The following is a 14,226-nucleotide window of genomic DNA, read 5'->3' as shown; positions in this document are numbered from 1 at the left end:
GACGCATCTTATGAACCAATTACAAAGCAAGATTAATGTTCGAAGTGAAGACTTCAAAACAAACCAGCAAGCCATGCAAACATTGGTCACAGATCTAAAACAAGTTGCCCAGCGTATTGCTTTAGGCGGTGGTGAAAATGCCCGTCAAAAACATTTGGCTCGAGGTAAACTTTTACCCCGTGAACGTATTGATCAACTCATTGATGTCGGCACGGCATTTTTAGAAGTTGGTCAGTTGGCAGCGTACAACGTTTATGAAGATGATGTTCCTGCCGCGGGTGTGATTGCGGGTATTGGTCAAGTCAACGGCATCACTTGTATGATCGTTGCCAACGATGCAACGGTTAAAGGTGGAACGTACTACCCACTTACAGTTAAAAAGCATCTACGTGCACAAGAAATTGCTGAACAAAATCACTTGCCTTGTATTTATTTGGTGGACTCAGGCGGTGCCTATTTACCAATGCAAGATGAGGTTTTTCCAGACCGCGATCACTTCGGGCGTATTTTCTATAATCAGGCACGGATGTCGAGCCTTGGTATTGCCCAAATTGCTGTGGTGATGGGTAGTTGTACCGCAGGTGGTGCGTATGTACCTGCCATGTCTGATGAAACCATTATTGTCCGTAACCAAGGTACGATTTTCTTAGGTGGCCCTCCTCTTGTAAAAGCTGCAACTGGCGAAGTAGTGAGCAGTGAAGACTTAGGTGGTGGCGATGTACACACACGTCTTTCAGGTGTAGCTGACCATTTAGCTGAAAATGATGAACATGCGATTGCGATTGCACGAAACATTGTTGCTAACTTAAATAAAAAGCCAAACGACTTAAATAAACAAGTTGATGAACCATTGTTTGATGCTTCAGAACTCTATGGCGTGGTACCAAGCGATGCACGTAAACCTTTCGATGTACGTGAAGTGATTGCCCGTATTGTAGATGGCTCTCGTTTTGATGAGTTTAAAGCACGTTTTGGTTCAACACTGATTACTGGTTTCGCTTCACTTTACGGTATGCCAGTCGGGATTATTGCCAATAACGGAATTTTATTTTCTGAGTCTGCACAAAAAGGTGCGCACTTTATTGAGCTATGCACACAGCGCAATATTCCATTGTTATTCCTACAAAACATTACGGGCTTTATGGTTGGTCGCCAGTATGAAAATGAAGGGATTGCAAAAAACGGCGCTAAATTGGTGATGGCAGTTGCAACCGCAAATGTACCAAAACTCACTTTGATTATTGGTGGTTCGTTTGGTGCAGGTAACTACGGTATGTGTGGCCGTGCTTATTCACCACGCTTTTTATGGACTTGGCCGAACTCTCGTATTTCTGTGATGGGCGGCGAACAAGCAGCAAGCGTGCTGTCAACTTTAAAACGTGATCAGATTGAGCAAAAAGGTGCAGAGTGGTCAGCTCAACAAGAAGACGAGTTTAAACAACCCATTCGAGAGCAATACGAGCGACAAGGTCATCCTTACTATGCTTCTGCCCGCCTTTGGGATGACGGTGTAATCGACCCAGCGCAAACTCGCCAAGTACTTGGTTTAAGCCTTGCTGCTGCTATGAATGCTCCAATCCAGCCAACCAAATTTGGCGTGTTCCGCATGTAAGAGGTGTATATGAGCTATCAATTTTTACAACTCGAACAACAAGGTCAGGTTGCCTATGTTTGGCTAAACCGTCCTGAATTGCACAATGCTTTTAATACGACAGTCATTGAAGAATTGCATGCTTGCTTTAAGCAAATTAATACACGTGATGACATTCGTGTTGTGGTTCTGGCTGGTCGCGGCAAAAGCTTTTCGGCAGGTGCCGATCTCAACTGGATGAAACAGGCGGGTCAGGCATCTTCAGCAGAAAATGAAGCAGATGCATTAAAACTTGCACAAATGTTAGATGCGCTTGCAACCATTAAACAACCGACCATTGCCCGTGTACATGGCATTGCCTTTGGTGGCGGTATGGGTTTAGCGTCAGCATGTGATATTTGTATTGCTAGCACTGATGCCAAGTTTGCAACTTCTGAGGTTCGTTTAGGACTTGCTCCATCTACCATTAGTCCCTATGTAATTCGTGCAATTGGCGCAAGACAAGCCTCTCGTTACTTCTTAACTGCTGAGCGAATTTCAGCACGTGAAGCCAAACACATTGGCTTGGCACATGAAGTTGCAGATGCTGAAGACTTAGATAAAAAAGTTCAAGAAATTGTTGATGCTCTATTACTCGGTGGCCCGCATGCTCAAGCGGCATCAAAACAACTCATTCAAATGGTGAGCAACCAGACCATGAGCAATGACTTGCTGCAACAGACAGCACATCATATTGCTCAAGTTCGTCAAGGCAGCGAGGCAAAAGAAGGTCTGAGTGCCTTTTTAAATAAACAACAGCCTGCTTGGGTTTCTAACTCGAATAACAACAATTAAGGACGATCATCATGTTTGAAAAGATTTTAATTGCGAACCGTGGCGAAATTGCCTGCCGTGTAATTCGTACAGCTAAAAAATTAGGGATTGCGACGGTTGCCGTTTACTCAGATGCAGATGCAAATGCACAACATGTCAAACTTGCAGATGAAGCGGTTTATATTGGTCAATCCCCTGCAACGCAAAGTTATTTACAAGCCGACCGTATTATTCAAGCAGCGATTGATACAGGTAGCCAAGCGGTTCACCCAGGCTACGGCTTCCTTTCTGAAAATGACCAATTTGCACTCGCTTGCCAACAACACAATATTTGCTTTATTGGACCGCCAGTGGATGCCATTTTAGCGATGGGCTTAAAAGCAACCTCTAAAGCTTTAATGGAAAAAGCAGGCGTTCCTTTAACACCGGGTTATCACGGAACCAACCAAGATGCCGACTTTTTAAAACAGCAAGCAGACCAAATTGGTTATCCTGTTTTAATTAAAGCCAGTGCGGGCGGCGGCGGTAAAGGCATGAGTCTGGTTGAACGCAGTGAAGACTTTCTGCATGCCTTAGCTTCTTGTAAACGTGAAGCCAAATCGAGCTTTGGTAATGATGACGTCTTAATTGAGCGTTATGTGATTCAACCTCGCCATATTGAAGTTCAAGTGTTTGGCGATACACATGGCAACTATGTGCATTTGTTTGAACGTGATTGTTCCGTACAACGCCGTCACCAAAAAGTGCTAGAAGAAGCCCCTGCTCCACAAATGCCAAGCGAAAAGCTCGATGCAATGCGCCAAGCTGCTATTGATGCAGCACGTGCAGTAAATTATGTTGGTGCTGGTACGGTTGAGTTTATTGTGGAACAAGACGGTACGGCGTATTTCATGGAAATGAATACCCGTCTACAAGTCGAGCACCCAGTGACTGAAATGATTACAGGTGAAGACTTGGTCGAGTGGCAACTTCGTGTGGCTTATGGTGAACCTTTACCTAAACTACAAAACGAATTGCAGATTCACGGACATGCGCTCGAAGCGCGGATCTACGCAGAAGAACCTGAAAAAGGCTTTTTACCTGCCATTGGTAAAATTGACTATTTGCATTACCCAACTCAAAACCAATATGTACGTGTAGACAGCGGTATTGTTGAAGGCGATGAAATCACGACCTATTACGACCCAATGATTGCCAAACTCATTGTATGGGGTAAAAACCGTGAAGCTGCGCTCATTCAAATGCAACACGCTTTAAGCCAATTCCATGTCGATGGTTTAGGCAACAACATTGCTTTCCTTGAAAAAATTGTTCGTAGCGAATCGTTTAAACAAGCCAAGCTTGATACTAACCTGATTCAACGTGAACAAAACTTCTTGTTTAGCCCTGAAGAGATCAAACCAGAACTTGTGGTGGCAGCGGCATTTATTGAGTTTCTAAGTAAACTTAATAACAACAGCTCAAGCCAAAAACAGCTTTGGCAGGCTCAACCACTTTGGCGTTTAAATATTGCCTATCAGCACAGTATTAAACTGAACTATTTAAACCAAAATATCCAAATCAAGTTTGCCTCAAATGAACATGGCTTCACCGCAGAATATAACGGTCAAAGCTACCCGATTTCTGGCCAATTGATTGATGCGCATACGGCATCCATTCAAATTGGTGGATCTAAGCAAAAGCTGTCTTTTAACCAAAGTCAGCAAGGCATTACCTTGTTCCAAAATGGACAAAGCTATAAGTTTGCTTATATTCGCCAAGACTTTAATCAAGCAGATAGCCAAGCCGATGAAGGCCACCTAAAAGCACCAATGCCGGGTGTGGTTACGCAAGTACTGGTGAGTGCAAATCATAGCGTGAAGAAAGACGATATTTTAATGACGCTTGAAGCCATGAAAATGGAATACACCATCCGTGCGCCTAAAGACGGCTTGATTGTAGACTCCTATTTCCAAGTCGGTGATCAGGTCAAAGCTGGCGACGAGCTTGTGGAATTTCAGCCTGCTCAGGAGGAAGTTGCATGAGTGAGTTTGTCAAAATCGTGGAGGTCGGTCCCAGAGACGGCCTCCAAAACGAAAAGCAGGCCTTAACCGTCGAACAGCGTTTAAACTTTATTAATGACCTGATTGATGCAGGTCTAAAATCGATTGAAGTCGGTTCATGCGTTTCGGCAAAATGGGTGCCGCAAATGGCTCAAAGTGACGAGCTATTTAAGCTGTTACCCCAAACAACCGATGTGCAATTTAGCCTGCTCACGCCCAATATCAAAGGTTTTGAGACAGCTCAAGCGGTAGGGTGCAAAGAAGTTGCAGTGTTTACTGCAGCTTCTGAAAGCTTTACCCGTAAAAATATTAACTGTTCTATTGATGAAAGCTTTGAAAAATTTAGTGATGTTATGAGCGCGGCAAAAGCACATGACATCCGAGTGCGTGGTTATGTCTCTTGTATTGTCGATTGTCCCTATGAAGGCGCAATTGCTCCTGAACAAGTGGTGAAAGTTGTGAAACGGCTCTATGACATGGGCTGCTGTGAGGTGTCTTTAGGTGAAACTATTGGTACCGCAACACCAGATCGCGTTCAAAAGGTTTGGCAAGCTTGCCTCGCTGAACTCGATAGCAAGGTTTTGGCTGGGCATTTTCACAATACCTACGGCATGGCGATTGCCAATATTTATCAGTCTTTACAGCAAGGTATTCGTGTTTTTGACTCGTCTCTTGCAGGACTTGGCGGTTGCCCTTATGCCAAAGGTGCCTCAGGTAATGTATCGACCGAAGATCTATTTTATTTGCTGTCACACATGGGGTTTGAAACTGGCATTGATTTAGAGAAACTCATGCAAGCCAGCCAAAATATTAGCAATGTATTAAATCGAAAAAGCTTGTCGAATTATGCAAATGCTTATTGGCAAACCAAGTGTGCCTAATCATAAATTAAAATAGCTCAGCATCTGGTATGAAGCTTAATATTAGGCCGAGTACCAGATCATCCTATCTCATCTTTATCTCATTTCATCTAGAAATTGGGCCTAAATCTCTCATGCAATTTATTTAAAATCTATTATTTATCTCTGTATTAAATGCCTCTCTCAACAGAAGCATTCTCTACCCTATTTTTATTCTAATCCGTATTATTCTTCATCCTTTTCTAGCCTAGTCCTTAAATAATTATTTCATTATTTATAAAAATAAGATGCATCCATTTCAATTCTTGGCGAAATATATTCTTCGACCCAGTCTAGCCATGCACGTGTTTTGGCATCAATGAAATGACGTGAGGGCAATAAGGTATAAACCCCTATATCGGGCGAACGCCACTCTGGCAAGATATGACATAATCTTCCATTCTGAACTGCATCTAAAGCCGAAAACATCGGTAATAATGCTACACCCATATCTTGTTGCACCACATCTAACAATAACTCAGGGTTATCTGCAATGAGTTGCCCGCCAGTATCAATTTGGTAAGACTCACCCTTTGCATTTAATAAGTGCCAATCTGGTGTAATAGACGGGTTTACTAGGCGTAAACAGGCATGGTTTTTTAAGTCTTCAGGGGACTTCGGCACACCATGTTTTTCGAGGTAAGCAGGTGATGCACATAAAACAGAAAAAATGGTCCCAATTCTGCGTGCAACAAACCGAGAATCTGTTAATGATTCAGTTAGATACAGACTGACATCCACTCCTTTTGCCAACAAGTCTGGAACATATTGTGATGTCGTATATTCCACAGTTAATTCGGGATAATGCTTACAAAATTCGGCCATCACTGGAAAAACATAATGATGTCCAAAGCTTCCCATGCTTAACACACGTAAACGTCCTTTGGGTTTAGATGCCGTTCCTGTTACTTCTGATTCTGCTTCATCCACCATTGAAATGACTTGGCGACAGCGCTCTGCATAAGTCGCACCAATATCGGTCAGTGCCTGCTGGCGCGTTGAGCGTTGTATGAGTTTTGTACCTAAGCGTGTTTCTAGCTCGCTGATAAGACGTGAAACCTGTGCTGTGGTCAGATCCATCTGCTCAGCTGCTGCTGTGAAACTCCCGCTATCAATCACTTTCAGGAATGCATGCATTGCATGCAATAGTCCACCATCGAGATTTTTGCGCATAACGTAAATATGTTTTCCTAAATTACGGATTGTTGCACCAGTTTAGTTCAACCACAATGACTAAATGTACATACATTGGCACTAATTCTTTTTAAGAAGAGGAACCGATCTTTTTTTATTTCGTATGTCACTTGCTCCAAATATTCAACTGGATGTTGAAAAAGAAAGTAGTCCGAGCTACTAAAAATTCTAAGGAGATATAAATGAATATAGCTACAAAAGTCACTCCAAATATTATTGCAACAAAGGATGTGTCACTTGAAGATAAATATGTAAGTGATAACGGTACAGCATATATGACCGGCATTCAGGCACTTGTTCGGTTGCCTCTTGCCCAAACTCGCCGTGACGCGATGAATGGTTATCATACTGCTGGTTTTATTTCTGGTTATCGCGGTTCTCCTGTTGGTAACTATGATAGTTTCCTTTGGCAAGTTCAAGGATTACTTAAATCCCATAATGTTGTATTTCAACCTGGCGTAAACGAAGACTTAGCTGCTACCGCAATTTGGGGTACGCAACAAGTTAACCTTTCAGGCCAAGGCAAATATGATGGAGTGTCTTCATGGTGGTATGGTAAAGGCCCGGGTGTTGACCGTTCAGGCGATGTACTCCGCCATGCTAACTTAGCTGGTACCTCTGAACGTGGTGGTGTCGTTGCTTTATTTGGTGATGACCACTCATGTAAATCTTCTACAATCCCTCACCAGTCTGAACATGTCATGATTGGTTGCGGTATTCCAATTTTCTACCCAACATCCGTTCAACAAATTTTAGACTTTGGTGTTCACGCCATTGCAGTTTCACGTTTTTCTGGCCTTTGGTCTTCAATGAAGCTCGTCAGTGAAATTGTTGAAACTTCTGCTTCAGTTCATGTCGACCTAGACCGTGTTACTCCGGTTATACCAGAAGATGTTAACTTCCCAGAGGGCGGCGTCAATATTCGCTGGCCAGATCATGGCATTCAGCAAGAAGAACGTCTTTATAAATATCGCTTACCTGCTGTTTTGGCTTATGCCCGCGCGAATAAAATCAACACCGTTACATGGCCTTGTGAAAATGCCCGTATTGGTATTGCCGCAAGTGGTAAAGGTTATTTAGATACCATTGAAGCTTTACGCATTTTAGGTATTGAAGATGAAACTGCCCAACAGCTTGGGCTACGTGTTTATCAAGTTGGTCTGATTTGGCCTTTAGAACCACAAGGTGTTCGTGAGTTTGCCGAAGGTTTACAAGAACTGATCGTTATTGAAGAAAAACGTCCAATTATTGAAACACAAATTAAAGATGAGCTGTACTCACTGCCTGATGGCAAACGTCCACATGTGATTGGTAAAGCAACTGATGGCAAAGGTGAATGGAGTACCTCTATTGAAGAAGCACCGCTTATTGGTCACTATGAGTACCAGCCTGAACCTATTGCAAAAATGCTGGCTGCTCGTTTCTTAAAACTCGATATTCCAGAAAGCTTAAAAACACAAATCCAAAGCAGAATCGATTTACTGCTAAAAGCAGAGCAAGAATCAAAACGTGTTATTGATCTTGCTGAACGTAAACCGTATTTCTGTAGTGGTTGCCCACATAACTCTTCAACAGTCGTCCCTGAAGGTAGCCGTGCACTTGGTGGTATTGGTTGTCACTATATTGCCGTTTCACTTGACCGTGGTACCGAAACATTCTCGCAAATGGGCGGTGAAGGTGTAAGTTGGGTAGGTGCATCACCATTTACCAATGAAAAACACATTTTTGCTAACCTTGGTGATGGAACCTATTTCCACTCAGGTTACTTAGCAATCCGTCAGTCTATCGCTGCAAAAACTAATATTACCTATAAAATCCTCTACAACGATGCAGTCGCTATGACAGGCGGTCAGCATGTAGATGGTCATTTGAGCGTTGCACAGTTAACTCGTCAGCTTGCTGCCGAAGGTATTAAAAAACAAGTTATTGTGACTGATGAAGTTAAACTATTAAATGAAGAAGACGGTATTGCACCGGGTGTAGAAATTCGCCACCGTAATGAGCTCGACGCAGTTCAACGCGAGCTTCGTGAAGTTACAGGTGTAACCGCTTTAATTTATGTACAAACCTGTGCCAGTGAAAAACGCCGTCGCCGTAAACGTGATGCCTACCCTGACCCAGCTGAGCGTTTATACATTAATAGTGATATTTGTGAAGGCTGTGGCGACTGTTCGAAAAAATCAAACTGCTTATCTATTGAACCTGTAGAGACTGCTTTAGGGACTAAACGTCAAATTAACCAAAGTAGTTGTAATAAAGACTTCACTTGTGCCGAAGGATTCTGCCCTAGTTTCGTGACTGTTCATACACGTGATATGAAACGTCCAGCTAAATTTGAAGGTATTGGTGCAGGCTGGCCGACATCACCCGTTATTCCTCAGTTATATGATGTTCCAAGTCGTATTATGGTCGGTGGTATTGGCGGTACAGGTGTTGTGACTATTGGCGCACTGCTTGGTATGGCGGCTCACCTCGAAGGTAAAGCAACACGTGTTATGGATATGGCTGGACTTGCGCAAAAAGGCGGTACGGTTTATTCATACGTTCAACTTGCAGCAACTGATGAGCAAATTTCTTCTACCAAAATTCCAGCGGGCCAATGTGAATTACTCATCGGTGCAGATGCGGTAGTTGCTGGTGGTAGTGCTGCTCTCTCTCGCTTAAAAGATGATGCTTTGGTTATTGTGAATGAAGACAGTACTCCTACTTCTGAGTTTATTAAATCTCGTGACTGGTATGCACCTATTAGCGATTTAATTGATCGCCTCCGTGGTCGTGTTCGTCAAGGTCAACTGGTTTCTTTGCCAGCAGCTCGTATTGCAACACAACTCTTAGGTGATTCAATTTATACCAACCAGTTATTACTCGGTATGGCATGGCAGTCTGGTCGCATTCCGCTATTACGTGAAAGTATTGAAAAAGCAATTCGCTTAAATGGTACTGCTGTTGAAAAGAACCTAGAAGCTTTCCGTGTGGGTTGTCATCTTGCAAGTGACCCAACGTTAGCTGCTCGTTTAGTTGCAGCAATGCCAAAAACCAAAACTCCGCAAACTTTAGCTGAACTTGTTGAAGACCGTTCTGCTCGTCTAACAGACTATTGGAATGACGCTTATGCAGCTAAATACCGCACACTTGTAGAGCTGGCTGCTAAAAAACTACCTGAAGAATTAACAGGTACAATTGCAACTCAGCTATACAGAGTTATGGCTTATAAAGATGAATATGAAGTTGCACGTCTTTTAACAGGTAAGAGCTTCAAAGAATCGATTGAAACCCAGTTCGGTAAAGGCTTACGTTTAACATATCATCTTGCTCCTCCAGCGTTGCTGGGTGGCCTGAAAAATGTTCGTAAACGTGCGTTTGGTTACTGGATGCGCTTCCCAATGATGATGCTTGCGCGCTTACAATGGCTTCGTGAAACTTTCCTTGACCCATTTGCACGTCAAGAAGAACGTCAACACGAACAAGCATGGCGTGACCGTTACATCGCATTTGTTGAAGCACTTGTTGAAGTACCAGACAATCATAACTTGGCAGTTGCTGAACAAATTGCAAAATTACCAGCAGAAGTTCGTGGTTATGGGCATATCAAAATGAAAGCAATGGATGCTGCAAAACAGCGTTGGGATGAACTTACACCAACTCTGCTAAAAGTCCGTAACTAAAAATTAAATCTCAAAATAAAAAAGTCATCCTTAGGGATGACTTTTTTATTGGCTTAAAATTTATTTAGCCATTTTACGTAAAGTTAAAATCTGTTCACTTCGACCAAATGGACCATACACATCATGTAAAACTGCACTGGTTAAACCAATGCCATCCGAACCATATTGCTGAACAGTTTCCAAACCTAACCATTTACCTTTCGGATAACGGTGCATGTGAACTTGTAAATCAAGATTTGGAAAGCCCCACGTAAATTCACCTTCTTGTCTGGGTACAATTCCGTTTGCGGTATCTATCATGCCAATCAAATGGGCAAAATCTGTCGTCGGCTGCCCTTCAACCATTTCTTTATCATTATTGAGCCAAACAATGCCTTTACCTGCGCGATGCTGATCATCAGTTTTAGTCACGAGTGTCTGGATAAAACCACCCGGCCATCTTTTCATACCTGTCCATTCGGTAAAGGTATCTGGGTGATGAACTGGGTGATCTTCAAGCCCAGCAATATCGGAACTATCTTGAGTACACATGCGCCATGCTCTAGCCACAATGCAGGTTTTACCTTGTGCTTGCATTTCGGCTTCAATCAATTCAATGGTTTTACCGGCACGAATCACATGTGTCCTAATCGTAAATTCACCAAATGCAATCAATCCAAAAATATCAAAACTAATTCGACCAATTCGCATATCTTGTCGTGGTGAAAACTGCTCTAACTCAGCTGCGATTACGCCACTTGCAGGCGCCATGTGCTGTTCATGAGGATTCCAAGCCCCTTGTGCATGAACAGTTGAGCAATAATGGGCAATAACTTCACCTTGAGGACCTATTGTTCTATTCAGTAATTGATAATAAGCATTCATGATTTTCTTTCCGTAGTCCTTATCCAACATCTATATTTGATGAAAATTCACGTTTTACTGCTTATGTTAACCCTCTATTTATTTGGCTCAACTGGTTTTTCCTACCAAAAACTGATGAGTCTAAAATTACAAATTTAATCACTAGATAAAATTCCGCATTTCAATTTCACCTAGTGATCCTAAAAGCTATTAGTCACTAAAATGCAAAAGCATCTTGGTCAAGTTCCATCACAGATTCAGCGCCAGACTCAATAGAAGCAGCATGGCTCTGTGTACGATGTAAAAGTTTTTGATAGAAAAACTTAGCTGTAATTAATTTTGCTTTATAAAAAGCTTGTTCTTGTGTACCTGATTCTAATTTTTCATGGGCAACTTGTGCCATTCGAGCCCACAAATAAGCGAACACGACGTAACTGGAAAAATAAAGATAATCCACTGAAGCTGCCCCTATTTCTTCAGGATTATGCTTCGCTTTCTCTGCAATCGTTTTGGTCAGTGACAACCATTGTTGCTTAAGCTCAGCTAATTTTTCTAGATAAGGTTTCAGGGTTTCACTAGATTGTTGTTGACCAATAAATTGATCAATTAAATCTGTCATATTCTTTAGAAGTTTGCCTTCTGACTTTAGAACTTTACGTGCAAGTAGATCTAAAGACTGGATTTCGGTCGTTCCCTCATACAATGTTGAAATACGCGCATCACGTACAATTTGCTCCATACCATGCTCAACAATGAAGCCGTGGCCACCAAATACTTGAACGCCATGCTTGGCAGACTCATTACCTGATTCTGTTAAAAAAGCTTTGGCAATTGGCGTTAAAAAAGCCAGTAATTCATCGGAGTGTTTTTGCTGTTCCTGATCGTTTGAGCTTTCGACAATATCGACATGCTGAGCTAAAAAATAAGCCAGTGCACGGCCACCTTCAGCAAAAGCTTTTTGCGTCATTAACATTGATCGCACAGCGGGATGCACAATAATTGGATCAGCATTTTTCGCAGGATATTTAGGACCTGATAACGATCGCATGGCGAGTCGCTCTTTGGCATAACTTAATGCGCCTTGAAATGAAATTTCTGAAGCAGCAAGCCCTTGTACTGCCGTTCCAATACGTGCGGTATTCATGAAGGTAAACATACAATTGAGCCCGCGATTTTCAGGTCCAATCAAATAGCCTTGAGCACCATCAAAATTAAGTACACAAGTGGCATTACCATGAATCCCCATTTTATGTTCAATCGCGCTACAAACGACTTTATTACGGTCCAGCACCTGACCGTCGTCACTCACATTAAATTTAGGCACAATAAATAAAGAAATCCCTTTAGTCCCTGCGGGTGCCTGAGGCAAACGGGCTAAAACAATATGAATAATATTTTCAGAAAGATCATGCTCACCTGCCGAGATAAAAATCTTTTCACCCGTAATTGAGTAACTACCGTCTGGATTTGGCTCTGCTTTTGTTCTAATTAACCCAAGGTCTGAACCCGCATGAGATTCGGTTAAACACATGGTTCCCGTCCAGACACCACTAATGAGCTTAGCCAAAAACTTCTGTTTTTGTTGCTCAGTGCCATGATGCTCAATGGTTCTCATTGCCCCATGAGACAAGCCCGGATACATTGCCCAAGCCCAATTAGAACCACATAACATTTCAGAAACCGCAATCCGCAATAAGGTCGGTAAGCCTTGTCCGCCATATTCGGGGTCAGCAGTTAAAGAGGTAAACCCAAGCTCAGCATATTTTTGGTAGGCTTCTTTAAAACCTTTCGGAGTTGTGACTACGCCTTGATTTAAATGACAGCCTTCCTGATCGCCATTTTGATTTATAGGCGCCAATTCATTTTCACAAAAATCTGCTGCTGCCTCTAAGTATTGATCAATTAATTCTCGATTTACGCTTTCCTGATATTTGCTTAAACCTTGGTAGTTCTGTTCTGTTTGAAGCATTTCATGCAGTACAAATTGCATATCGCGTAATGGAGCTTTGTATAAAGGCATAGTTTTTTTCCTTTCACTTCTCTGCCTGTGTCATGAGCAGATATCGTTTTTCCTTAAAATGGACTTTTATTGTTCCAATCTCACCAAAATATCAAAAAATTTCTTATAGCAAAATATATTTTCACTAATTTAATAAAATTATCGTAACTCACAAATAGAAATAAAACATAAACAAATGTTTTAAAATAAAAATATAGTATTAAAAGTAATTAACATTGCTTAATCATAATAAATTTATATTTTGTATTGCAAAATTTTATTCCGTAAAAAATCAATTTATAGTATGGTGATTAGATTGCTTAATTATCCAAGGACGATTCATGGAAAGCCCCAAATACACAGGTCTTGAGTTTCTAACCGCTTTAAAAAATGGTGAAGTTTCCCCATCACCTATGGCTCACACCATACCGATGGAACTTGTTGAAGTATCTAAAGGTAAAGCAACTTATAAAGTTACTCCTCGCAAAGAACATAGAAATATACAAGGCGGTGTACACGGCGGCTTTTGCGCCACAGCTTTAGATACAGCAACAGGCAGCGCAGCTCATACCCTACTTGAACATGGTGCTGGTTATGGAACCATTGATTTAAATGTAAAAATGATCCGCCCCATGCAGGTTGATACATCTTACTATGCGACAGCCGAATTAATTAATGCGGGCCGTAATATTATTAGTACCGAAGGAAAAATTGTAGATGAGAACGGCAAAATATATGCCTTTGCCTCGGCAACCTTAATGATTATTCGCAAATAATAAAATATTGAAGCTCCTGTTTATGGAGCTTTTTCTTGCTTTGCAATTTTGTTCATTTCATAAAAATCTAAGCGATCAATTATAAAACTTAATATTGCCATCGCTAAACCTAAAGCGGCACATGCTTCCCATCCCCAGTGTTTCCAAGCATACACCGCAATAAAAGAACCTAAGGCGGCTCCACCAAAATATAAGGTCATATAAATTGAATTAATACGAGAACGTGCCTCGGCCGAAATTCGGTAGACCAGATTTTGGTTAAGTACATGAAATGCCGATAAACCAAAATACGCCATAACAACCCCTACAGCGTAGGCCACCAGAGACTGCTGCGCAAAAAATAGTGGTATCCATGCACTTATTAATAGGCCCATGCAAATCACTGCAATTTTATTCTCAAGCCC

General features: G+C 41.9%; 10 protein-coding genes. 6 read left to right on the top strand and 4 right to left on the bottom strand.

The window, feature by feature from the left end; genetic code table 11:
- The first annotated feature begins 10 nt into the window (after positions 1-10).
- The 4 genes from UC75_RS01075 to UC75_RS01060 are packed head-to-tail and all read left to right on the top strand — an operon-like array spanning position 11 to position 5,327.
- Positions 11-1,612 carry a carboxyl transferase domain-containing protein gene (locus UC75_RS01075; RefSeq protein ID WP_049836410.1) on the top strand — a complete coding sequence of 534 codons (1,602 nt, stop codon included), beginning with the start codon at positions 11-13 and terminating at the stop codon, positions 1,610-1,612.
- Between the two features lie 9 nt (positions 1,613-1,621).
- Complete coding sequence (locus tag UC75_RS01070; protein ID WP_049836409.1) at positions 1,622-2,425, top strand: enoyl-CoA hydratase/isomerase family protein; 804 nt, start codon at positions 1,622-1,624, stop codon at positions 2,423-2,425.
- A gap of 11 nt (positions 2,426-2,436) precedes the next feature.
- Positions 2,437-4,428, top strand: coding sequence for an acetyl/propionyl/methylcrotonyl-CoA carboxylase subunit alpha (locus tag UC75_RS01065; protein ID WP_049836408.1), 1,992 nt, complete (start codon positions 2,437-2,439; stop codon positions 4,426-4,428).
- The gene (locus UC75_RS01060; protein ID WP_049836407.1) at positions 4,425-5,327 is read left to right on the top strand and encodes a hydroxymethylglutaryl-CoA lyase; all 903 of its coding nucleotides are present in this window, start codon (positions 4,425-4,427) and stop codon (positions 5,325-5,327) included. The genes UC75_RS01065 and UC75_RS01060 overlap by 4 nt, the downstream gene beginning before the upstream one ends.
- Positions 5,328-5,576: 249 nt before the next feature.
- On the opposite strand, the gene UC75_RS01055 is transcribed toward UC75_RS01060, so the two are convergent.
- Positions 5,577-6,518 carry a LysR family transcriptional regulator gene (locus UC75_RS01055; RefSeq protein ID WP_005304208.1) on the bottom strand — a complete coding sequence of 314 codons (942 nt, stop codon included), beginning with the start codon at positions 6,516-6,518 and terminating at the stop codon, positions 5,577-5,579.
- Positions 6,519-6,721: 203 nt separating this feature from the next.
- On the opposite strand from UC75_RS01055, the gene UC75_RS01050 reads away from it, so the two are divergent.
- Complete coding sequence (locus tag UC75_RS01050; protein ID WP_049836406.1) at positions 6,722-10,204, top strand: indolepyruvate ferredoxin oxidoreductase family protein; 3,483 nt, start codon at positions 6,722-6,724, stop codon at positions 10,202-10,204.
- Positions 10,205-10,264: 60 nt separating this feature from the next.
- Here UC75_RS01050 and UC75_RS01045 read toward each other — a convergent pair whose 3' ends face one another.
- The gene (locus UC75_RS01045; RefSeq protein ID WP_049836405.1) at positions 10,265-11,068 is read right to left on the bottom strand and encodes a thioesterase family protein; all 804 of its coding nucleotides are present in this window, start codon (positions 11,066-11,068) and stop codon (positions 10,265-10,267) included.
- A 196-nt stretch (positions 11,069-11,264) separates the two neighbouring features.
- A complete protein-coding gene (locus tag UC75_RS01040) occupies positions 11,265-13,067 on the bottom strand; it encodes an acyl-CoA dehydrogenase C-terminal domain-containing protein (RefSeq protein WP_049836404.1) in 1,803 nt (600 codons plus the stop codon).
- Between the two features lie 305 nt (positions 13,068-13,372).
- Here UC75_RS01040 and UC75_RS01035 point away from each other — a divergent pair, with 305 nt between their 5' ends.
- Positions 13,373-13,822 (top strand): PaaI family thioesterase, encoded by a 450-nt coding sequence (locus UC75_RS01035; protein WP_128825101.1) that lies wholly within the window; start codon positions 13,373-13,375, stop codon positions 13,820-13,822.
- 20 nt (positions 13,823-13,842) lie between these two features.
- On the opposite strand, the gene UC75_RS19585 is transcribed toward UC75_RS01035, so the two are convergent.
- A partial coding sequence (locus UC75_RS19585) for an MFS transporter (protein ID WP_228137000.1) occupies positions 13,843-14,226 on the bottom strand: 384 nt, incomplete at its 5' end.

This window comes from Acinetobacter sp. V2 (genome assembly GCF_001188385.1).
GTDB lineage: Bacteria > Pseudomonadota > Gammaproteobacteria > Pseudomonadales > Moraxellaceae > Acinetobacter > Acinetobacter oleivorans.
This window is presented reverse-complemented; position numbering and strand designations above follow the sequence as displayed.

Excerpts from the sequence above, each read along its gene's own strand:
- UC75_RS01075 (WP_049836410.1), top strand. The coding sequence starts at position 11 with ATGAACCAATTACAAAGCAAGATTAATGTTCGAAGTGAAGACTTCAAA.
- UC75_RS01070 (WP_049836409.1), top strand. The coding sequence starts at position 1,622 with ATGAGCTATCAATTTTTACAACTCGAACAACAAGGTCAGGTTGCCTAT.
- UC75_RS01065 (WP_049836408.1), top strand. The coding sequence starts at position 2,437 with ATGTTTGAAAAGATTTTAATTGCGAACCGTGGCGAAATTGCCTGCCGT.
- UC75_RS01060 (WP_049836407.1), top strand. The coding sequence starts at position 4,425 with ATGAGTGAGTTTGTCAAAATCGTGGAGGTCGGTCCCAGAGACGGCCTC.
- UC75_RS01055 (WP_005304208.1), bottom strand. The coding sequence starts at position 6,518 with ATGCGCAAAAATCTCGATGGTGGACTATTGCATGCAATGCATGCATTC.
- UC75_RS01050 (WP_049836406.1), top strand. The coding sequence starts at position 6,722 with ATGAATATAGCTACAAAAGTCACTCCAAATATTATTGCAACAAAGGAT.
- UC75_RS01045 (WP_049836405.1), bottom strand. The coding sequence starts at position 11,068 with ATGAATGCTTATTATCAATTACTGAATAGAACAATAGGTCCTCAAGGT.
- UC75_RS01040 (WP_049836404.1), bottom strand. The coding sequence starts at position 13,067 with ATGCCTTTATACAAAGCTCCATTACGCGATATGCAATTTGTACTGCAT.